Source organism: Mesorhizobium sp. M1A.T.Ca.IN.004.03.1.1 (assembly GCF_003997555.1).
GTDB lineage: Bacteria > Pseudomonadota > Alphaproteobacteria > Rhizobiales > Rhizobiaceae > Mesorhizobium.
Genome location: NZ_RZTV01000006.1, coordinates 263308 through 284840 on the forward strand (window position 1 = coordinate 263308; position 21533 = coordinate 284840).

The window sequence follows — 21533 nt, forward strand, 5'->3', positions numbered from 1 at the left end:
TTTCACCGACGGGAGATACGAGGCAGCGCATGGTCGATAAGGGCGCAGACCAGAAAGGCGCAACGCAGGCAGCCATAGCCCGGCTGCGGCGCAGCCGCTGGTCGCTGGCCGCGGCCCTGGTCGCGGTCCTCGGCGTCTATGGTTTCGGCGGCCTTTCGATCTTTGTGCCTCTGCTGGCCCTCGCGTTGCTGGTCGCGGCCGCAATGCTGCCGACCGCCGCCGAGCGCCAGTCAGCCGGCGGGACTGCCGCCGTCGAAGTCGGCGGGCTGCAGCGGCTGTCCGGCGAATATCTGGCCGCCGCCGTTGCCGATCCGCTGATCATCTTCGACCGGACCGCCACTATCGTCCACGCCAACGCCGCCGCCTTCGCCGCCTTCGGTGGGCTGGCGCCCGGCATGTCGCTGTCGCTCAAATTCCGCGCTCCGGAAATGCAGGCTTTGCTTGACGGGATCGTCTCGGGAACTATGGCGTCCGATGTCGTCGACTACACGGAAAAGCTGCCGGTCGAGCGCACATACCGGGTGAGCGCGTCCTCGGTCGGCCATGGCACCCATCTTTACGTGCTGGTGTTCAAGGATCAGAGCGAGGCGCGCCGCATCGACCGCATGCGCGCCGACTTCATCGCCAATGCCAGCCATGAGCTGCGCACCCCGCTCGCCTCGATCGCCGGCTTCATCGAGACGTTGCGCGGGCCTGCCCGCAACGACGTGGCGGCGCGCGACCAGTTCCTGCAGATCATGCAGAACCAGACGGGCCGCATGGCGCGCCTGATCGACGACCTGTTGTCGCTGTCGCGGCTGGAGATGAAACCCTATCTGCGGCCGGGAACCGAAGTCGACCTTCGACAGACCATCGACAGCGTCATCGACTCGCTCGCGCCGCTGGCCAACGAGAACGGCATCGCCATCGAGCGCGACTTCATCGATGGGCCGATTTCCGTGCCAGGCGACCGCGACGAGCTCTTCCAGGTTTTCGAGAACCTGCTGGAGAATGCCTGCAAATACGGCCAGTCGGGCGGGCGTGTCACCGTGTCGATCGCACACGCCGAGGACGGCCACGACCCAGGCATCGACGTGACCATAAGGGACTATGGTCCAGGCATTGCCGAGGAACACATCCCCCGCATCACGGAGCGCTTCTACCGCGTCGACGTGGAAAACAGCCGGACCCAGAAAGGCACCGGCCTTGGCCTTTCGATCGTCAAGCATATATTGACACGTCATAACGCAAGGCTGTCGATCAAGTCGGAAGTCGGCAAGGGCGCGGCGTTCACGGTTCATTTGCCGGCTCAATGATCCTATATTGGTTGGCAACCGGCATTTTCTTTTTTCTGTCATCCGGCTCGCGTATCAGCGGCAGATTGAGGGAACGCACCAGCCGGCAGAAACCGGGAAGGCATATCGATGCAGTCCGTCCACATTGTCAGTGCCTATGACGAAGAACTGAAATTCCTGTCGAAGCGTATCGCCGCCATGGGCGGGCATGCCGAGCGCATGGTCGAGCAGGCTGTCGCCGCCCTCGTGAACGCCGATCCGGGCTTGGCACAGAAAGTCATCCAGGACGATCTCGTCCTCGACGAGGGGCAGCGCGAGATCGACGACAAGGCGATCGTCATCATCGCCAGGCGTCAGCCGATGGCGACGGACCTGCGCGAGATCGTCGGCGCCATCCGCATCTCGGCCGACATCGAGCGCGTCGGCGATCTCGGCAAGAACGTCGCCAAGCGCGTCGCGGCGGTCATTGACGGCCGCCAGCCGAGCAGCCTCTTCCGCGGCTTGAAGGCGCTAGCCGATCTGGCGCTGACGCAGCTTAAGGAAGTGCTCGACGTCTATGCCTCGCGCTCGGTCGAGAAGATCGGCTTCGTGCGCGACCGCGACGACCAGATCGACGCCATGTACACTTCGCTGTTCCGCGAACTTCTGACCTATATGATGGAAGATCCGCGCAACATCACGCCCTGCACCCACTTGCTGTTCTGCGCCAAGAACATCGAGCGGATCGGCGACCACGCCACCAACATCGCCGAAACCATCTATTACATCGTCACCGGCGACCAGATGCCGGCCGAGCGGCCGAAGGGCGACAAGACCGACCAGGTGGTGTTGCCTGGCCCACTATCGGCCGGGTGACGCGGTATCGGCGACCCAAGATCGGCCAAGTGAAGGGCGGCCACTCGAACGGCTTTCTAATTTAGGCTAAGCTCCTCCAGGTGCAGCAATTTTGTCAGTCGCCGTCTCGGGAGGTTTGCGATGGAGCAAGTTCGAAACCTGACCCCGGCCCCGCAGCCGACCTCCGGCATTGTTGCGTCCAGCGTCTATTCCGCCGGCAAGCGCGTCGCTGACATTACGATCGAAGAGGCCGGCCTATGGGCGGCAAAGCCCGGGCACGTCGTCTGGATCGGCCTGCTCGAGCCGGACCGCAACCTGCTGCTTAGGGTGCAGGCGCAGTTCCACCTGCACGATCTGGCGATCGAAGACGCAGAACACCCGCATCAGCGGCCGAAAATCGAACAGTATGGCGATGCCTTGTTCATCGTCGCCCGCACAGCGCAACTGATCGATGGCCGCGTCACCTTCGGCGAGACGCATCTCTTCGTCGGCACCGGCTATATCGTCAGCGTCAGGCATGGCCCGTCGACCTCTTACGCCGCGGTGCGCCAGCACTGGGAAAGCTGCCCGTCCTCGCTCGCCAAGGGCGAGGATTTCGTCCTCTATGCAATTCTCGACTTCATCGTCGACAACTACATGCCTGTGCTCGAGCAGATCGAGGACGAGGTCGAGCAGATCGAGGACAAGGTGCTGCTGAAGCCGATGAGCGGTGGCGACATCGAGCGGCTCTACATGCTGCGCCGCGATCTGCTCAGGCTGCGCAACGCGGCGCTGCCGCTGGTCGAGGTCTGCCGGCGGCTGACCAGCGCCGAGCTGCCGCAGATCCATGCCGCCATGCATCCGCTGTTCCGTGACGTGACGGACCACATCCGCACCGTGCAGGAAAAGATCGACAGTCTGCGCGAGGTGCTCGCCTTCGCCTTCGAGGCAAGCCTTCTGGTCGGACAGAGCCAGGAAACGGCGATCTCCAAGAAGCTGGCCTCATGGGCGGCCATCCTGGCGGTGCCGACGGCCTTCGCCGGCATTTACGGCATGAATTTCGACGACATGCCTGAACTGAAGATGGAATACGGCTACCCGACCGTGCTGACCGCCATCGCGCTGATCTGCGCGTTTCTGTATTGGCGGTTCAGGAAGAATGGATGGCTGTGAAATAGCGAATAGCGATAAAGAAGCTTGTGCCGAACTCGAATACCGATGTTATTCCTATTTCGTTCGCTATTCGCTATTCGCTTAGCGGCTTCTGCGCCTTTCCGCCGCCGGCTGGAACGCCACCCTTGCATGGTATTTGCAGTACGGCCCGGTTTCGCCAGCGTCGTTGCCGCAGAAGCTGAAGTCTTCCGACAGCGGATCGCCGTTGGGCCATTTGCAGGTGCGCTCGGTCAGCTCGACGAGCTGCAGGTTGCGCGAGATTGGCACGACAACGTTCTCGACCGGGCGGATATAATGGCGCGCCACCGGCTCCGCCTCGAACTGCACCTGCAGAGCGGTCGCGCCGATGGAGGCCGTCACATGACGGGCTGCGCTGGCGGCACGAGCCACGGACTTCTGCATCGAGGCGCCCTGCGTGGCCTTCTTCTGCCGTGCCGGCGCCGTGGTCGCGCGGCCGCGGCCCGACAGTTTCAGGCGATGCACCTTGCCGATGACGGCATTGCGGCTCACGCCGCCGAGCTGCGCGGCGATCTGGCTGGCGCTGAGACCCTCCGACCACAATTTCCTGAGAAGTTCGACCCGCTCGTCAGTCCAGTTCATGAGACCGCGCTCCTGCTGAGGCGTGCGGCGGTCAGAATCCTTTCCCGAGCCGGCTCTCGCCGGGCAAACGACACCACATGTACCGGGTGATTAGATCCGCCGCACGAAATCTAGTTATTTCTCGACTACAATTACCTTATGCGCTGACTCGGTGACAAGAGTCCTCAGGGCAACACCGATTCGGTTTTTACGGTTTTCCCCAACTTGCCCAACCGCTGATGGGCCGGCGTGGCGCTGGAGCCTTGCCGCGCGCTTCTGCGCGACCTTTTCGTTGACTTCATGGCCGAAAAACATGATAAGCCGCAAAGGCCGCCGCATTGGCGGCTTTTTTGATTTCCGGTTCCGGAGACGCATATAATGAGCGGTTCGGCGCTTTACGAGACTTTTGCTCGCGCACCCCTGGCCTTCGACCGCGGGGAGGGGACCTGGCTGGTCACCGACAAGGGCGAGCGATATCTCGACTTCGCCGGCGGCATCGCCGTGAACTCGCTGGGCCACAGCCATCCGCATCTGGTCGCGGCGCTCACCGGGCAGGCGGCCAAGCTGTGGCACGTCTCCAATCTCTACGAGATCCCGGAGCAGCGCCGGCTGGGCGAAAGGCTGGTCGATGCAACCTTCGCCGACAAGGTGTTCTTCACCAATTCGGGCGCCGAGGCTCTGGAATGCGCCATCAAGTCGGCCAGGCGCTATCAGTTCGTCAAAGGCCATCCGGAGCGTTTCCGCATCATCACTTTCGAGGGCGCCTTCCACGGCCGCACGCTGGCGACGATCGCTGCCGGCGGTCAGTACAAATATCTCGAGGGTTTCGGTCCGAAGGTCGAGGGCTTCGACCAGGTCGCGTTCGACGATATCGATGCCGCCGAGAAGGCGATCACACCGGAAACCGCGGCTATCCTGATCGAACCGGTGCAGGGCGAGGGCGGCATCCGCCCGGTGCCGACGCAGTCGTTGAAGCGGCTTCGGCAGCTCTGTGACCGGCACGGCCTGCTTCTGATCTTCGACGAGGTCCAGTGCGGCATCGGGCGCACCGGCAAGCTGTTCGCGCATGAGTGGGCGGGCGTCACGCCTGACCTGATGGCGATCGCCAAGGGCATCGGCGGCGGGTTTCCGATGGGTGCCTGCCTCGCGACCGACGAAGCGGCGGCCGGCATGACGGCCGGCGTGCACGGCACCACTTTCGGCGGCAATCCGCTGGCGATGGCGGTGGGCAATGCCGTGCTCGACGTCGTGCTGGCCGACGGCTTCCTCGAGGACGTTCAGCGCAAGGCGTTGCTGCTGAAGCAGGGACTGGCGGCGGTCGGCGACGAATTTCCCGAGGTCATCGAAGGCATCCGGGGAACCGGCCTGATGCTTGGGCTGAAATGTGCCATGCCCAACGCCAAGGTTAACATGGCGCTGCGCGACCAGCACTTGCTTGCGGTGCCGGCGGGCGACAACGTCATTCGGCTTTTGCCGCCGCTCACCGTCACCGACGAGGAGATCGGCGAGGCGCTGAAGCGCATTCGGTCGGGCGCCAAGGGCCTGACCGACGCGATCGCGGCCGAAGCCGCGAAGTAGTTCTGGAATCTGCCGATGAGCGTTCGTCACTTCACCGATCTGTCCGCCGTTTCCGCAGGCGATCTGCGCATCATGCTGGACGATGCGATGGCGCGAAAGACCAGGCTCAAGGCCGGCGAGCGTTCGAAGCCGCTCGAGGGCAAGGTGCTGGCGATGATCTTCGACAAGCCTTCGACGCGCACGCGCGTTTCCTTCGACGTCGGCATGCGCCAACTCGGCGGCGAGACCATCATGCTGACCGGCACCGAGATGCAGCTCGGCCGTTCTGAAACCATCGCCGACACCGCCAAGGTGCTGTCGCGCTATGTCGATGCCATCATGATCCGCACCACCTCGCATGACCGGTTGCTGGAACTCACCGAAAACGCGACCGTGCCCGTGATCAATGGGCTGACCGACGATACCCATCCCTGCCAGCTGATGGCCGACATCATGACCTATGAGGAGCATCGCGGTCCGGTGGCCGGCAAGACCTTCGCCTGGACAGGTGACGGCAACAATGTGCTGCACTCGCTTCTAGAAGCCTCGGCGCGGTTCCGCTTCAACCTCAATGTCGCCGTGCCGGAGGGCAGCGAGCCGTTCGAGAAATATGTCGACTGGGCGAAGGCCAATGGCGGCAAGGTGAGGTTTGCCGGCTCGGCCGAAGAGGCCGTCGACCAGGCCGATTGCGTCGTCACCGACAGCTGGGTATCGATGGGCCAGGAGCATCGCGCCCGCGGCCATAACGTCTTCCTGCCCTACCAGGTCAACGCCGCGCTGATGGCGAGGGCGAAGTCCGACGCGCTTTTCATGCACTGCCTGCCTGCGCATCGCGGCGAGGAGGTCACCGACGAGGTGATCGACGGACCGCATTCGGTGGTCTTCGACGAGGCCGAGAACCGGCTGCACGCCCAGAAGGCGGTGCTGGCATGGTGCCTGGGCGCTTGACCGGGGTCGACTTGATCCGCGCCAACTTGATCCGGGGATGTGTGATGCCTATTTGCGGGCCATCACTGAAATCGAACGCGCTTCGACCCATGCCGCCTGGAAAGCGGGATGGATGCGCCCCGGAGTTTTGTCATGCTGGAAACGCTTTCCTTGGCTGAGCATCAACCCAAACTCGGCGAATTCGGCTTCGCAGGCGACGACCATGTCGTGCCTTACGAAGTAGCGCCCCTGGATGTGCGCGGCCGCACGGTGCAGCTCGGGCCGATGCTCGACGCCATTCTCAGCCGCCACGATTATCCCGAGCCGGTCGCGCGCCTGCTGGCGGAGGCCTGCGTGCTCACCGTGCTGCTCGGCACGTCGCTGAAATTCGAGGGCAAGTTCATCCTGCAGACCCGCACCGACGGACCGGTCGACATGCTGGTGGCGGACTTCACCACGCCGCATTCGTTGCGCGCCTATGCGCGCTTCGACGCCGACCGGCTGCAGGCGCTGATTGCCTCGGGCGAGATCTCGCAGGAGAAGCTGCTCGGCACCGGCGTCCTGGCCCTGACCATCGATCAGGGCGCGCACACGCAGCGCTATCAGGGCATCGTCCAACTCGACGGCACATCGCTGGAAGAAGCCGCGCGCACCTATTTCCGCCAGTCGGAGCAGATCCCGACCGATCTGAGGATGTCGGTTGCGAAGCTGGTGACCCCGGGCCCGGGCGGGGCCCGCGAGCAATGGCGCGCCGGCGGTATCCTGGCGCAGTTCCTGCCGCAGGCGCCCGAACGCATGCGCGTGCCCGACATTTCGGGCGGGGATGGCGATCCACGAGACGTGGCGCACGAACCGGCCGACAATTCCTGGCGGGAACTCTTGGCGCTGCTCGGCACCATCGAGCCGACCGAGCTCATCGATCCGACGGTGGGCGCCGAGCGGCTGCTCTACCGGCTGTTCCACGAGCACGGCGTGCGCGTCTTCCGCGGTGTGCCGGTCGCCGATCAGTGCTCCTGCTCGCGCGACAAAATCCGAGGCATTCTCGAAGGCTTTTCGGCCGAGGAGATCAAGGACTCGACCGAGGACGGCGGCATCCATGTCGCTTGCGAGTTCTGCTCGACGCAGTACGACTTCGATCCGGCGGAGTTTGCGGCGGAGTGAGAAAGCTCCGGTTCCTCGCCCCCGCTTTGCGGAGGCGGGAACTCGAGTTCTTTAATTCACCGTCCTTTTCGTTCCCGGCATATCGAGCGAGAAAGCCGGAATGGCGACGTCGAACGTTTCGCCGCGGCCGTTGCGCATCGTGTAGTGGCCGACCATGATGCCGGATGGCGTCGAGAGCGGGCATCCCGACGTGTACTGATAGCTGTCGCCGGGGTTGAGCTCCGGCTGGTCGCCGACCACGCCCTCGCCGCGCACCTCTTCGACTCGGCCACGCCCGTCGGTGATGTGCCAGTAGCGCGACAGAAGCTGCACGAACTCGTCCGACCGGTTGTCGATCGTCACCTGGTAGCCCCATACATAACGGTTCTCGGACGGATCGGAACGGTCCTCCAGATAGAACGGCCTGACCTGCACTTCGATGTTGCGCGTCACGGCGCGATACATGAGCCACTCCGGTGCCGCAGGGAACATTTTAGCGCGCTTCGCGGTTCTACCTCCGCAGCGTCGCCAGCCTGCCGGCTTTTCCACCGCAAGTGCCGACAAACAATGTCATTTAAGTGACACATGACAATGTTGGTGTGCACAAACCGTGCGGGCGACTCGGGCGCTTTGTCGAGTGATGAAACGGCCGCGGGCGGCCTTTCCGGAGTGACCAGATCTCGATGGAACTGACCCTCGCAGCCGCCTTTGCTTCCTCGGCCCTTCTTTTTTCCAACCTTGCCAGCATCCTGCTCGCATCGTCGCGGCTGAAGCCCAGGCGGGTCATTCCTCCGCCTTCCAGCAAACAGCCGCCTGTCTCGATCGTCGTGCCGTCGCGCGGCGTGGAGCCGTTCACGCAGGAGACGCTCGACCGCGCCTTCTCGCTCGATTGGCCGCGCTACGAAATGATCTTCTGCGTCGCGCACGCCGAAGATCCCGTGGTCAAGCTGATCAACGCCGCCATCGCGCGATTTCCGAATGTTCCGGCGCGGCTCCTCGTCGGCGATGACAGGATCAGCGCCAATCCCAAGCTCAACAACTGCATCAAGGGCTGGCAGGCGGCGCGGCACGACTGGGTGATCCTCGCCGATTCCAACGTGCTGATGCCCAAGGACTATGTCCAGCATCTGATGGCGGCCTGGGGACCGGACACCGGCCTCGTCTGCTCGACGCCGATCGGCTCGCGGCCGGACGGTTTCTGGGCCGAAGTCGAATGCGTCTTCCTCAACACGCTGCAGGCGCGCTGGCAATATGCCGGCGAAGCGCTCGGCCTTGGCTTCGCCCAGGGCAAGAGCATGCTGTGGAACAAGCCGATGCTGGATGCAAATGGCGGCATCCAGGCTTTGGCCGCCGAAATCGCCGAGGACGCGGCGGCGACCAAGCTGGTCAACAGCCTTGGCCTTCGGGTCAATCTCGTGGCCGCGCCCTTCGAGCAGCCGCTCGGCCAGCGCACGCTCGCCGAAATCTGGTCGCGCCAGGCGCGCTGGGCGCGGCTGCGCCGCGTCACCTTCCCATTGTTCTTCGCGCCCGAAATCCTGACCGGTGTGGTCGCGCCGCTGCTTCTGGCGCTGATCGCGGCGGCAAGCGCCGGTGTCAGCCTGCCCGCGACCGCGCTCTGCGTGCTGGCGATCGCCTATGTGCCCGAATGCATGCTCGCCTGGTCCAAGGGCTGGTATCTGTCGCCGCGCAGCGTCACCGCGATGATCGTGCGCGACGTGATGCTTCCCGCCATCTGGGCGCGCGGCTGGCTTGGCGGAGCCGTCGAATGGCGTGGCAACGCAATGACCATCCGCAACAGCGGGATGACTGAACTCGAAGAGATTGCTTGAGCCGGCTGCGGCTCAAGCGCGCTCTTTGCAGCCGTGGCGGTTCATTCCTTCGCCGCCTTGAGCGCCTGTTCGATGTCGGCGAGCAGGTCGTCGGTATCCTCCAGCCCGACGGAGAGCCTGAGCGTGCCTGGTCCGATGCCGAGCTCGGCGCGCGCCTCGTCGCTGAGGTTTTTGTGCGTCGTCGTCGCCGGATGCGTGATCAGGCTCTTTGCGTCGCCGAGGTTGTTCGAGATCAGCACGATGTCGAGCGCGTTCTGCAAGGCGAAGGCCGCCTGCTTGCCGCCCTTGACGTCAAGGCAGATCAGCGTCGAGCCGCCCGACATCTGCTTCCTGACGATATCCGCCTGGGGATGGTCGGCCCGGCCCGGATAGATGACGCGGGCGATCTCCGCCCGGCCAGCCAGGAAGTCCGCGATCTTGCCGGCGCTTTCGGTCTGCTGGCGCACGCGCAGCGGCAGCGTCTCGAGGCCCTTCAGCAGCGTCCATGCGTTGAATGGCGACAGGCTCGGGCCGGTGTGCCGGAAATAGTCGTGCAAGTTCTCGTCGATCCACTTCTTGTCCGACAGGATGACGCCGCCGAGGCAGCGGCCTTGTCCGTCGATATGCTTGGTCGCCGAGTAGACCACGATATGGGCGCCGAGCTGCAGCGGCTTCTGCTGCAGCGGCGTGGCAAAGACGTTGTCGACGATCACGCGTGCGCCGATCGAATTGGCTAAAGCGGCGACAGCGGCGATATCGACCACTTCCAGCGTCGGGTTGGTCGGGCTTTCCAGGAAGAACAGCTTGGTGTTCGGCCTGACCGCTTTTTCCCAATTGGCAATGTCGGTGCCGTCGATCAGCGTCGCCTCGATGCCATAGCGCGGCGCCAGCGTCTCGACCACCCAGCGGCAGGAACCGAACAGGGCTCGCGCCGCAACGATGTGATCGCCGGCCTTGACGCTGCAGAGCAGGGCGGCGGACACGGCGGCCATGCCGGAAGCGGTGGCACGTGCGTCTTCCGCGCCTTCCAGCGCGCACATGCGCTTCTCGAACATATCGACGGTCGGGTTGGCGTAGCGCGAATAGATGAAGCCGGGTTCCTCGCCCTTGAAGCGGGCTTCCGCTGCCTGGGCCGTCTCGTAGACATAGCCCTGGGTGAGATACATCGCCTCGGCGGTCTCGCCGAAGCCGGAACGCAGCGTCCCGCCATGCACGAGTGCCGTCTGAGGTTTCCAGTTACGCGTCTTGGTCATCGCCCTGCTTCCAAACACAAAAAAACCGGCCGCGACGTCGCAACCGGTCCATACGGCCTTGCGGCCCGACGGTCCTTTAGCGACTTGTTTAACGTGGCTGCAAGCCGACCGGCCAAATCACCACGGGATAACGACCCTTTAGACCCGCACCGCGCTTGCGTCAATTGCCGGCTTGATTAAGAGGGTTGTACCAGGCAGCCTCCGCAAAAGTGTCCCGCGGTTTTGCGACAGGAAACTGCGACGACAATGACTTCGCCCGGAGCCAGACATTGCGGCAGACAGGCATTCTTCCGGATCAGGACATCGCGGCGCTCTTCCAGTCGGGCGCGCTGAAGTCGCCGCGCGCGCTCGACACCAACCAGATCCAGCCGGCCAGCCTCGATCTCAGACTTAGCGACAAGGCCTTTCGCGTGCGGGCTTCCTTTCTGCCCGGTCCCGATCATCTGGTGGCCGACAAGCTGGACCGGCTGAAGCTGCATGAGATCAACCTCGCCGAGGGTGCGGTGCTGGAGACGGGCTGCGTCTACATCGTGCCGCTGCAGGAAAGCCTGGCGCTGCCAGCGGAAGTCTCGGCTTCGGCCAACCCGAAGAGCTCGACCGGACGGCTCGACATTTTCACGCGTGTCATGACCGACCGCGGCCATGAATTCGATAAGATCGTCGCCGGCTATCATGGCCCGCTCTACCTCGAGGTCAGCCCGCGCACCTTCCCGATCGTCGTGCGCGCCGGCTCGCGCCTGTCGCAGATCCGCTTCCGCACCGGCAACGCCGTGCTGTCGGAGAATGAGTTGCGTGACCTCCATCACGCCGAGATGCTGGTTGCGACCGAGCCGCCCAACATCTCCGGCGGCGGCATTGCGCTCTCTATCGATCTCGACGGCGACAAGGATGGCCTGGTCGGCTATCGCGGCAAGCACCACACCGGCCTCGTCGACGTCGACAAGCGCGCCGCTCAGGATGTGGTCGACTTCTGGGAACCGCTCTACAAGAGCGGGGCCGGCGAGCTCGTGCTCGACCCGGACGAGTTCTACATCCTGGTCTCTCGCGAAGCCGTGCACGTGCCGCCGCTCTATGCCGCCGAGATGACGCCTTTCGATCCGCTGGTCGGCGAGTTCCGCGTCCACTATGCCGGCTTTTTCGACCCGGGCTTCGGCCATTCCGCCGCCGGCGGCAGCGGCAGTCGCGCGGTGCTTGAAGTGCGCAGCCACGAGGTGCCGTTCATCCTCGACCACGGCCAGATCGTCGGTCGCCTCGTCTACGAGCATATGCTGAAGCGCCCGCAGGCACTCTATGGCAGCGAGCTGGGCTCCAACTATCAGGCGCAGGGGCTGAAGCTCTCCAAGCATTTTCGCGCCGCGCGCTGATCGCCAGGCTGTGCTTGCCCGGCCTCGCGTGCCGTGCTTGGCTGCGTCCGACAATGTAGCAACTGAACGCAAGGGGATGAAAATGCAGACATCCAGATGGATCCTGTCGGCCGCGGCCGCCGCCATGCTGGCGCTCGGCGTCGGTTCGGTAGACGCGGCCGAAAAGATCAAGATCGGCACCGAGGGCGCCTATCCGCCCTTCAACACCATCACGCCGGACGGCAAGGTCGAAGGCTTCGACATCGACGTCGCCAATGCGCTCTGCGCGCAGATGAAGGTCGAATGCGAGATCGTCACCCAGGATTGGGATGGCATCATTCCGGCCCTGCAGGCCAAGAAATTCGACGCCATCATCGCCTCGATGAGCATCACCGAGGAACGCAAGAAGCAGGTCGCCTTCACCCACAAATACTACACCACGCCGCTTGCGCTGGTCGCCCTGAAGGACGCCGACATCGCCTCGACCGAGCCGGCCTCGCTTGCCGGCAAGACGGTAGGTGCCCAGGCCTCGACCACCCAGGCCAACTACGTCCAGGACGTCTACGCCAAGGCCGGCGCCGAGGCGAAGCTCTACCCGACCCAGGAAGACGCGGTCACCGATCTGCTCAACGGCCGGCTCGACGCCGTCATCTCGGACAAGTTCGTGCTGGTCGACTGGATGAAGAAGGCGAGCGACGGCTGCTGCAAGCTGGTGGGCGACGTCAAGGGCACCGAGACCGAGGCCGGCATCGCCGTGCGCCTGGAGGACACCGCCCTGCGCGACCGCCTCAACGCGGCAATCGACGCCATTGTTGCCGACGGCACCTACAAGAAGATCCAGTCGAAGTATTTCGATTTCGATATTTATTGAGGTTGAGGCTGCCAATCTCCCCCCTCGTGGGGGAGATCACGCTCTAACCTCACAGCGCCTTCACCGCCACCTTCACTGGCTTCTCGATCTCGAGCGGGTTGCGCAGCGGCAGGCCGAAATCCTTGGCCTCGATCTCGAACGTGTCGCCTTCTTCGGTCCTGACGCCGTCTGCGAACGAGAGTGTGGCGGTGCCGAACATGTGCACATGCACGTCGCCCGGCTGGCGGAAGGCCGAATATTTGAAGTGGTGATGCTCGAGATTGGCGATGGTGTGCGACATGTTCGCCTCGCCGGACAGGAACGGCTTTTCCCAAAGCACTTTGCCGTCGCGCCAGATTCGTGAAGAGCCCCTGATGTCGGCGGGCAGCTCGCCGATCAGGATTTCCGGTCCGAACGAGGCGTTGCGCAGCTTGGAATGGGCGAGGAACAGATAGTTCACGCGCTCTGTCACATGGTCGGAAAACTCGTTGGACAGCGTGAAGCCGACTCGGAACGGCGCGCCGTCGTCGCCGATCACGTATATGCCGGCGATCTCCGGCTCCTCGCCGGCGTCCTGCGCGAAGGCCGGCGACATCAGCGCGGCACCCGGCGCCACCGCCATGGTGCCGTTGCCCTTGTAGAACCATTCCGGCTGCACGCCGATCTGGCCCTTTGCCGGCTTGCCGCCCTCCAGCCCCATGCGGAACATCTTCATGGAATCGGTGAGTTGCTCCTCGCCGTCGCTGAGCTTCTTGTGCATGGAATCGCGCGTCGCGGCGGAGCCGAGATGTGTGAGCCCGGTGCCGGTAAGATGGAGATGCGCGGGGTCGGGATGGTTGATTGGCGATACCAGGCGTCCCTTCTTGTAGACAGCGTCGAGGTCTACCGTTTCGCCATAGCCCTTGCGCTCGATCAGCGCCTCGAGCCCGGTGCCGGTGCGGGCTGCCTCCATCGCCAGCGAATAGACGCTGCGCGCGCCGTTGATGATCCGGGTCTTGCCGCCGCTGCGGGCAACGACGCGGATCGTCTCGGCGTCATCGAGGATCTGGGAAATCAGCATGATGAACCCTCTCTCTTTTGCCTTGGCCCGGCTGCCGATTGGCAAGCCCTGACCGGCGCGGCCCGGAACCGATCCGCGCCACGGTTGAAACTCTTCGTCCGGATTGCACTCGCGAGCCTGGTCCTTCCAGGACTTCTTCGCGCCGACGGGTTGCCGGCAGCTTCGCGATCTAGAACCCGTATGCCTCCTTAGTCCTTGCCTCCGGCCTCTACGCCTTGTTCTTGTTGTAGACGTCGAAGATGACGGCACCGAGCAGCACCAGGCCTTTGACCACCTGCTGCCAGTCGACATTGACGCCCATGATCGACATGCCGTTGTTCATCACGCCCATGATGAAGCCGCCGACCACGGCGCCGATGACCTGTCCGACACCGCCCATCGCCGAGGCGCCCCCGATGAAGACCGCGGCGATCACGTCGAGCTCGCTGCCCAGACCGGCGGCCGGGACGGCCTGGCCGAGGCGAGCGGCGATGATCAGGCCGCCGAGCGCCGACAGCACGCCCATGTTGATGAAGACGAGCAGCGTCAGCCTTTCGGTGTTGATGCCCGACAGCTGCGCCGCCTTGGCGTTGCCGCCCATCGCATAGATGCGGCGGCCGATGGTCATGCGCTTGGTGACGAAGACGAACAGCGAGATCAGCACGCCCATCACCAGAAGCACCACCGGCAGGCCCCTGTAGCTGGCGAACTGGAAGACCAGGAACAGCGCCAGCGCGCTGCCCACCAGCGTCTTGACGACGAACAGCGGGAAGGGCTCGGCCTCATAGCCATGCCGTTCGCGCTTACGCCGTGTTCTGAAGCCGAAATAGGCATAGGCGAGCACCGCGACCAGACCGAGCACGATCGTCGTCATGTGCAGCGTAAGGCCGCTGCCGACGATGGTCTTGCCGGCGGCATTCACCGTCGGCGGAATGAGCGTCAGCGGGCCGATGACGTCGGGGATGAAGCCGGAGCTCAACGCCTTGAAGCTGTCGGGAAGCGGACCTACCGAGGAGCCGCCGCCAAGCAGTGCCTGGCAGATGCCGCGGAAGATCAGCATGCCCGCCAGCGTCACGATGAAGCTCGGTATTCGGTGATAGGCGATCCAATAGCCTTGCGCCGCGCCGATAAGCGCACCGACGATCAAGCAAACGATAGAGACCACCAGAGGATTGCTGAATATACCGAGCGGCCAGATGACCATCATCATTGCGGCAAGCGCGCCGATGAAGCCGGCGACCGATCCCACGCTGAGGTCGATATAGCCGGCGACGATCACCAGCAGCATGCCAAGCGCCATCACGATGATGAACGAGTTCTGCTGCACCAGGTTGCTGAGGTTGACCGGTTTGAACAGCGTGCCGGACGTCGTGTACTGGAAGAACAGCATGATGACGATCAGCGCGATGATCAGTCCGTATTCGCGCAGGTTCGTCGTCAGCGCCGAAACGGCGACACGCGGACCATGCTTGACGTCTTCGGCGACGCCGCTCTGCGGCGCGGGAGCGCTTTCTGTGCTCATGAGGCTTTTTTTCCTTCTCCCCGAACGATGGCGCGCATGATCTTTTCCTGGCTGGCGTCGCTTGCCGCCATTTCGCCGACGATACGCCCTTCGTTCATGACATAGATGCGGTCGGTGATGCCGAGCAATTCCGGCATTTCCGACGAGATGACGACGATTGCCTTTCCCTCTGCGGCGAGGCGGGCGATGATCGTGTAGATTTCGTACTTGGCGCCGACGTCAATGCCGCGCGTCGGTTCGTCGAGGATCAGCACTTCCGGGTCGGCGAACAGCCATTTCGACAGCACCACCTTCTGCTGGTTGCCGCCCGAAAGATTGCCGGTCAACTGATAGACGCTGGATGCGCGGATGTTGGTCTTCTTGCGATAGTCGTTGGCGACGCTCATCTCGCGCATGTCGTCGATGACGCCGCGGCTGGAGACGCCTCCCAAATTGGCCAGCGTCACGTTGTGCTTGATGTGGTCGATAAGGTTGAGGCCAAAGGTCTTGCGGTCCTCGGTGACATAGGCGATCCGGTTCTCCACCGCCTTGCTCACCGTCGAAAGATCGAGAGGCTTACCCCTGAGCAGGACCTCGCCGCTGATATGCCGGCCATAGGAACGGCCGAACAGGCTCATCGCGAATTCGGTGCGGCCGGCGCCCATCAGCCCGGCAATGCCGACCACCTCGCCCTTGCGCACATTGAGGTTGACGTTCTTGATCACCTGCCGCTCGGCGTGGATCGGATGGTACACCGACCAGTTCTTCACTTCGAAAATAACCTCGCCGATCTGCGGCTCGCGCGGCGGGTAGCGGTCGTCGAGCGAGCGGCCGACCATCGAAGTGATGATCCGGTCCTCGCTGATGTCCTTCCTGGGCAGGGTCTCGATGGTGCGCCCGTCGCGGATCACCGTAACCTTGTCGGCGACGCGGTTCACCTCGTTGAGCTTGTGCGAGATCAGGATCGAGGTCATGCCCTGGCGCTTGAACTCGAGCAGAAGATCGAGCAGCGCCTGGCTGTCCTTTTCGCTGAGCGAGGCGGTCGGCTCGTCAAGGATCAGCAGCTTCACTTCCTTGCTGAGCGCCTTGGCGATCTCGACCAGTTGCTGCTTGCCGACGCCGATATTGGTGATCAGCGTCTTGGGATCTTCCTTCAAGCCGACTTTGTCGAGCAGGGCCTTGGTGCGCTTCTCGTTGGCGTTCCAGTCGATGACGCCGTAGCTGGCGTGCTCGTTGCCCAGGAAGATGTTTTCCGCGATCGACAGCATCGGCACCAGGGCAAGTTCCTGGTGGATGATGACGATGCCGATATGCTCGCTGTCATGGATACCCTTGAAGTGGCATTCCTGGCCGCGAAAGACGATCTCGCCTTCATAGGTACCGGTCGGGTAGACGCCCGACAGCACCTTCATCAGCGTCGATTTACCGGCGCCGTTCTCGCCGACGATGGCGTGGATTTCTCCTTCCTCGACGCTGAGGTTGACGTTCGACAGCGCCTTCACGCCGGGGAACGTCTTGGTGATGTCGCGCATCTCCAAAATCGTCGAGCTCATCAGGAATTCCGCTCCCTGGCGCATGCCTGCCGTTTCCGGAAAACGTTATGCGCGAAATCAACATACTGCAGTCTGGCTCGCGCCGCGATGGCGCATGGCGCTGCAGAAGCCGGCAAAAACAATATCGGGGTCGCTTCTGAACGAAAAGGGGCCCTGCGTCGCGCAGGACCCCTCCCTTAAAGGCTGGATTACTTCAGCTCTTCGGCCTTGATGTAGCCGGAGTCGACGACCAGCGCCTTGTAGTTCGACTTGTCGACCTCGTGCGGCGTCAAGAGGATCGAGGGAACGACCTTGACGTCGTTGTTGTAGGTCTTGGTGTCGAGGCCGTCGGGCTTGCCGCCGGAGAGCACCTTGTCGACCAGCTGCACGGTGGCCTTGGCCAGCTCGCGGGTGTCCTTGAACACGGTCGAATACTGCTCGCCCGAAATGATCAGCTTGACCGAGGCGGTCTCGGCGTCCTGACCGGTCACGATCGGCCAGGGCTGAGCATCCGTGCCGTAGCCGACAGCGCGCAGCGAGGCGGTGATGCCGCGCGACAGGCCGTCATAGGGCGACAGAACGCCATCGACGCGGCTGCCGTCCGAGTAGTTGGCCGAGAGCAGGTTGTCCATGCGGGCCTGGGCGGTGGCGGCGAGCCAGCGCAGCGTGCCGACCTTGTCCATGCCCATCTGGCCGGACTTGATCTTGATCGAGCCGTCGTCGATCAGCGGCTGCAGGACCGACATCGCGCCGTTGTAGAAGAAGAAGGCGTTGTTGTCGTCGGGCGAGCCGCCGAACAGCTCGACGTTCCACGGCTTGGTGTTCGGGAAGCGCTCCTTGAGGCCCTTGACCAGGGAATTCGCCTGGATCACGCCGACGCCGAAATTGTCGAAGGTGGTGTAGTAGTCAACATTCGGGGTCTTCTTGATCAGCCGGTCATAGGCGATGGTGACGACGCCTGCGTCATTGGCCTTCTGCAGCGCATCGGCCATGGTGGTGCCGTCGATCGAAGCGATGATCAGCGCTTTCGGGCCTTTCGTGATCTCGTTTTCCAGCTGGCTGAGCTGGTTCGGGATGTCGTCCTGCGCGTATTGCAGGTCGACCGTGTAGCCCAGCGCTTCGAGCTGGGACTTGACGGCGTCGCCGTCGTTGATCCAGCGCTGCGAGGTCTTGGTCGGCATCAGCACGCCGACGAGACCCTTGTCGGCGGCGTGCGCCGAATAGGTCGTGGCGGCAATGCCAAGGGCCGCGACGGCGGCCAGCGTCTTGATGATCTTCACATTTACTCTCCCTGGTTGATGGACGCGACACCTCGGGGCTTCGCGGGCCGCGCAGTCGAACAGGAGCGCAGTCGCGCCTCTGTCGGCTTTATCGATCTCCGGTATCCTCCCAATCGGCCCCGCGACGCAGTTTCAATCGATACGATTTTGCTCGTTGCCGATCGCTGCGTCTCGGAACGCGCGAAGGGTGTGTCCCTTTGACATAACTGTCAAATGCGATCTTTGCTGGTTGCTATACCGAAACTGGTATGATTTAGCGTAGAGCAGAGAACTGCCGGAGAGGCTGGGAAATCATGGCGGCGCTGCGCGATCCTGATGCGATTTCAGGGAGTTACGAGAAGCTTCCGGGGGACGGCGAAACGCTCCTGCGCAGCGGCCTGAGCCTGCGCCATATGCGAATGATCGCCGCGCTCGACGATCACGGACGGGTGAGCGCCGCCGCCCAGGTGATGAATATTTCCCAGCCGGCGGCCTCGCGCATGATCGCCGAGATGGAGGCGGTGCTCGACGTGAAATTGTGCGAGCGGCTGCCGCGCGGCGTGACGCTGACCCCTTACGGCCAGGCGCTCGCCAGGCGCGCCCGCTCGATCCTGCTCGAAATGCGCGAAGCCGACCGCGAGATTTCGGAACTCAAGGCAGGCAAGGGCGGCTCGGTGTTTCTCGGCGCCGTGACTGCGCCGGCGATCGAACTGGCGGTGCCGGCGATTCGCGAGATCCGCCGCATCTATCCGCGCATCGAGATCACCATGCAGGTCGAGACCTCGAACGTGCTCGCTCGCGAGCTGATCGCCTCCCGCCACGACTTCATCATCGCCCGCATCCCCGATGACCTCAATCCGCGGCTGTTCGAATCGCGCGTCATCGGCATCGAGAAGGCCTGCCTGATCGTGCGCCGCGGCCATCCGCTTGCCGGCGGCGGGATGGTCGGCCTGGAGGAGACGGCTGCCTATGATTGGGTCTTCCAGTCCGGCGGCTCGCCCCTGCGCCAGGCGATGGAAAGCAATTTCTTGAACCGCAACATCCCGCTTCCCGACCGCATCCTCAACACCTCGTCGCTGCTCTTGACGCTGGTAATGGTGGCGCAATCTGACGCCATCGCCCCCGTTTCGGTGCAGGTGGCCAAGTTCATCCAGAGCGGCGACGGGCTGTCCGGAGCGATCGATGTCGTTCAGACCGAGTTCGACATCGAGGTCCGGCCCTACAGCCTGATCACGGTCAGGAACCGGGCGCTCTCGCCCGCCGCCAAGATGCTGCACGACTTCATCCTGCGCGAAGTGGGGTAATGGAACGAGAATGCTACCTGTGCGTTCAAACAGATCGGCAGTTCGCTGGAGCCCGTTTGGGTGAGGGAACCACCTGCCGATGCTGAACTATCGGGAGGTCTTTTATGGAACGTCGCTTGTTTCTAACTGGAATGCTTGGCGTTGCGGGGGCAGCGGCAATTGCAACCCTGGCTGGCCCCAGTAGGGCGGTTGCCGGAATTCCAAGCGGCAACGGAATTCTCGATGAACTCGATAAGCCCGATACCGCCGTCTTCGAGGATGGAGACGAACGTGCTGAAGTGGAGCAGGTTTACCATCGTCATTGGCATCACGGCCGTCGCCGCCGCAGACGGCGCCGCGTTTGGAGACGTGTTTGCCGCCGCTACTGGCGTCGTGGCCGCTGGCGTCGCCGCTGCTGGCGCGAACGTGTTTGGATTGGCTTTTGGCTTTAGGGGTCCATAGCGGTTCAGTTTTGGATAAGAGCCGCTCACCCGCAGTAAAGAACTGTTTTTACGGAATTCCGGACCGAGACGTGGTCATGGACCGGTCCAGAGCCGGCCGCCGCAAGGTGGCTGGCTTCTTTTTCGCCATAGATCGCGCGGCGATTCTCTTCTAGGGCCCAAGCCCCTCGCCTTTCGAGCGGCTCTTTCGTTTGCGCGCTTTCGCCGAACGAGGTGGCTCCCTTCGGAGTGCGGTCAAAAAGCACGTTGATTTTCCAGTCCCCCTGCTGTTGAGAGGATGCGGGCAGTTGGGCGATCTGGATGTTCGATGTTTTCAAAGCTGCCTGTTGTTAACCATCGCAATGTTAGCCTTGGACTCGCCGGATGAGCGAGGTCACCAATATGCACGCCGATCTGCCGCGCGCGCGGGTTAAGCGGAGGCTGATAGCCAAGGCGCTAGCGTTCCTCGCCGCCGCCCTGACAACGCTGCCCGCAGATGCCGAAACGGTGCAGGAAAATCCCGGCGGTCAGATCGTGATCTTCGCTTTGCACGTCGCCGAGCTGCGCGCCGCGAACGAGCCTGTGGAATTTGACGGTGCCTGCGACAGCGCCTGCACGCTCTATCTGTCTTTGCCCGCCGAGCAGCTTTGCATCACGCCGCGTGCATCCTTCGGCTTCCATCTGCCTTACGGCGTCGGCGCCCATGAGAACGCAATCGCCGCGCAGTACCTGATCTCGCAATATCCCGACTGGGTTCGCCTGTGGATCGAGAAACACGGCGGCCTGTCGCACACCATCGTGCGGATGGAAGCCGCCGAGGCCGCAAAGCATCTTCCCCTCTGCGGCGTGCTGGCATGACCGCTAACGGCAACGATCGCATTCGCCTTCGGCCGCTTGAGGACGCTCTGCCAGATCGCTGCGACCGCGCGGCACTGTAGCGAGGGATGGAGCGGGTAGCGGGAATCGAACCCGCGCGTTCAGCTTGGGAAGCTGTGCGTAAAATAGCTAATACAACGACTTAGCTCCAAAACCGGTCCCGTTTTCCAACAAAATTTGCCAATGAATTCAAAGCGGCTGTTAAACCAATTCGGCTTTAACTGCAACGTATGAAGCACGAGCAAATGCCTCAAAGGGGCGACCTTCTCAAGACTCGATTCCGCTCCTGTTGCGATGTATGCAATCGATGATTGGGATGGGTGGAGCATCATGGCTCTTTCTTGTGGGGCGGTATGTCGACCGGCGGAGGTGCTGCGGGAAATAGAGTCATTTGGCTCAAGCACCAGCCCCATTCGGGTAGACACAGATGCCGGCGAAGGATTCCTCAAATCGGTCGGGAACCCGATGGGTTCCTCGATACTCGTTTCAGAATTGGTGGCAGGAGAACTTGCTGCCTGGATTGGCCTGAAGGTCCCGCCGTTTGCCATAATCAACGACTGCCAGATTGACCTAATCATGCAAAGGAATGGGGCCAAGATGGCGCCGCCTTTGTTCTTTTCCAGTGCGGTTGATGGAACACCTCATGACGGGGGAGACACCTTTCTATCTCGCCTCCGGGAGCCTGGGGACGTTGCATTGCTTGTTGTCTTCGATACCTGGGTGCGGAATTGGGACCGCTTTTCTGATGGACACGATAACGCCGACAACCTCCTTTATGTGAAAGCTGAGGGGCGTCGCAAATATGACCTTGGCCAAACGGTACGAACTGACGAACGTCCAGTGGGCGCGCATCGCTGCGCTGTTGCCGGGTAAGGCGGGTGATCCG

Annotated in this window: 20 protein-coding genes and 1 riboswitch; of the genes, 12 read left to right on the plus strand and 8 right to left on the minus strand. The window is 63.0% G+C overall.

Annotated elements, in window-relative coordinates; translation table 11 throughout:
• Positions 1-29 precede the first annotated feature (29 nt).
• The 3 genes from EOD29_RS21040 to EOD29_RS21050 all read left to right on the plus strand — a co-directional run bounded on the left by EOD29_RS21040 (position 30) and on the right by EOD29_RS21050 (position 3260).
• Positions 30-1295 carry an ATP-binding protein gene (locus EOD29_RS21040; RefSeq protein ID WP_127247671.1) on the plus strand — a complete coding sequence of 422 codons (1266 nt, stop codon included), beginning with the start codon at positions 30-32 and terminating at the stop codon, positions 1293-1295.
• Positions 1296-1403: 108 nt separating this feature from the next.
• On the plus strand, positions 1404-2129 hold the full coding sequence (phoU, locus tag EOD29_RS21045; RefSeq protein WP_095782918.1) for a phosphate signaling complex protein PhoU: 726 nt from the start codon (positions 1404-1406) through the stop codon (positions 2127-2129).
• Positions 2130-2249: 120 nt separating this feature from the next.
• The gene (locus EOD29_RS21050; protein ID WP_127247673.1) at positions 2250-3260 is read left to right on the plus strand and encodes a magnesium and cobalt transport protein CorA; all 1011 of its coding nucleotides are present in this window, start codon (positions 2250-2252) and stop codon (positions 3258-3260) included.
• 81 nt (positions 3261-3341) lie between these two features.
• Here EOD29_RS21050 and EOD29_RS21055 read toward each other — a convergent pair whose 3' ends face one another.
• Positions 3342-3860: a GcrA family cell cycle regulator gene (locus EOD29_RS21055; RefSeq protein ID WP_127247675.1), complete on the minus strand. Its 519-nt coding sequence runs from the start codon at positions 3858-3860 to the stop codon at positions 3342-3344.
• 357 nt (positions 3861-4217) lie between these two features.
• Here EOD29_RS21055 and EOD29_RS21060 point away from each other — a divergent pair, with 357 nt between their 5' ends.
• From EOD29_RS21060 to EOD29_RS21070, 3 genes are all read left to right on the plus strand, one after another.
• Entirely contained in the window at positions 4218-5417 is a 1200-nt protein-coding gene (locus EOD29_RS21060) for an aspartate aminotransferase family protein (protein WP_095829193.1), read from the plus strand.
• 15 nt (positions 5418-5432) lie between these two features.
• Positions 5433-6344 (plus strand): ornithine carbamoyltransferase, encoded by a 912-nt coding sequence (argF, locus tag EOD29_RS21065; protein ID WP_127215492.1) that lies wholly within the window; start codon positions 5433-5435, stop codon positions 6342-6344.
• A gap of 108 nt (positions 6345-6452) precedes the next feature.
• On the plus strand, positions 6453-7484 hold the full coding sequence (locus EOD29_RS21070) for an Hsp33 family molecular chaperone (RefSeq protein ID WP_127247677.1): 1032 nt from the start codon (positions 6453-6455) through the stop codon (positions 7482-7484).
• Between the two features lie 51 nt (positions 7485-7535).
• On the opposite strand, the gene apaG is transcribed toward EOD29_RS21070, so the two are convergent.
• A complete protein-coding gene (gene apaG, locus EOD29_RS21075) occupies positions 7536-7928 on the minus strand; it encodes a Co2+/Mg2+ efflux protein ApaG (protein WP_066996767.1) in 393 nt (130 codons plus the stop codon).
• 218 nt (positions 7929-8146) lie between these two features.
• Here apaG and EOD29_RS21080 point away from each other — a divergent pair, with 218 nt between their 5' ends.
• Positions 8147-9292, plus strand: coding sequence for a ceramide glucosyltransferase (locus tag EOD29_RS21080; protein WP_127247679.1), 1146 nt, complete (start codon positions 8147-8149; stop codon positions 9290-9292).
• 41 nt (positions 9293-9333) lie between these two features.
• Here the strand turns inward: EOD29_RS21080 and EOD29_RS21085 are convergent, their stop codons facing one another.
• Positions 9334-10524 (minus strand): O-succinylhomoserine sulfhydrylase, encoded by a 1191-nt coding sequence (locus EOD29_RS21085; RefSeq protein ID WP_127247681.1) that lies wholly within the window; start codon positions 10522-10524, stop codon positions 9334-9336.
• A 56-nt stretch (positions 10525-10580) separates the two neighbouring features.
• Positions 10581-10658: riboswitch (SAM riboswitch) on the minus strand.
• A 135-nt stretch (positions 10659-10793) separates the two neighbouring features.
• On the opposite strand from EOD29_RS21085, the gene EOD29_RS21090 reads away from it, so the two are divergent.
• Positions 10794-11888: a 2'-deoxycytidine 5'-triphosphate deaminase gene (locus EOD29_RS21090; RefSeq protein ID WP_127247682.1), complete on the plus strand. Its 1095-nt coding sequence runs from the start codon at positions 10794-10796 to the stop codon at positions 11886-11888.
• Between the two features lie 82 nt (positions 11889-11970).
• Complete coding sequence (locus tag EOD29_RS21095) at positions 11971-12738, plus strand: ABC transporter substrate-binding protein (RefSeq protein WP_127247684.1); 768 nt, start codon at positions 11971-11973, stop codon at positions 12736-12738.
• Positions 12739-12787: 49 nt separating this feature from the next.
• Here EOD29_RS21095 and araD1 read toward each other — a convergent pair whose 3' ends face one another.
• The 4 genes from araD1 to chvE all read right to left on the minus strand — a co-directional run bounded on the left by araD1 (position 12788) and on the right by chvE (position 18069).
• Positions 12788-13777: an AraD1 family protein gene (araD1, locus tag EOD29_RS21100; protein WP_127247685.1), complete on the minus strand. Its 990-nt coding sequence runs from the start codon at positions 13775-13777 to the stop codon at positions 12788-12790.
• Positions 13778-13985: 208 nt separating this feature from the next.
• Complete coding sequence (gene mmsB, locus EOD29_RS21105) at positions 13986-15278, minus strand: multiple monosaccharide ABC transporter permease (protein WP_066996778.1); 1293 nt, start codon at positions 15276-15278, stop codon at positions 13986-13988.
• Positions 15275-16810: a multiple monosaccharide ABC transporter ATP-binding protein gene (gene mmsA, locus EOD29_RS21110; RefSeq protein ID WP_067322747.1), complete on the minus strand. Its 1536-nt coding sequence runs from the start codon at positions 16808-16810 to the stop codon at positions 15275-15277. The genes mmsB and mmsA overlap by 4 nt, the downstream gene beginning before the upstream one ends.
• A 188-nt stretch (positions 16811-16998) precedes the next feature.
• On the minus strand, positions 16999-18069 hold the full coding sequence (gene chvE / locus EOD29_RS21115) for a multiple monosaccharide ABC transporter substrate-binding protein (RefSeq protein ID WP_066996783.1): 1071 nt from the start codon (positions 18067-18069) through the stop codon (positions 16999-17001).
• A 293-nt stretch (positions 18070-18362) separates the two neighbouring features.
• Between chvE and EOD29_RS21120 the strand changes: the two genes are divergently transcribed.
• A complete protein-coding gene (locus EOD29_RS21120; RefSeq protein WP_067322751.1) occupies positions 18363-19352 on the plus strand; it encodes a LysR substrate-binding domain-containing protein in 990 nt (329 codons plus the stop codon).
• 222 nt (positions 19353-19574) lie between these two features.
• The gene (locus EOD29_RS35990; protein ID WP_067322755.1) at positions 19575-19793 is read left to right on the plus strand and encodes a hypothetical protein; all 219 of its coding nucleotides are present in this window, start codon (positions 19575-19577) and stop codon (positions 19791-19793) included.
• Between the two features lie 25 nt (positions 19794-19818).
• On the opposite strand, the gene EOD29_RS21130 is transcribed toward EOD29_RS35990, so the two are convergent.
• A complete protein-coding gene (locus EOD29_RS21130; protein WP_127247687.1) occupies positions 19819-20109 on the minus strand; it encodes a hypothetical protein in 291 nt (96 codons plus the stop codon).
• Positions 20110-20155: 46 nt separating this feature from the next.
• Here EOD29_RS21130 and EOD29_RS21135 point away from each other — a divergent pair, with 46 nt between their 5' ends.
• Entirely contained in the window at positions 20156-20629 is a 474-nt protein-coding gene (locus EOD29_RS21135; protein WP_127247689.1) for a hypothetical protein, read from the plus strand.
• The last annotated feature ends 904 nt before the right edge of the window (positions 20630-21533 follow it).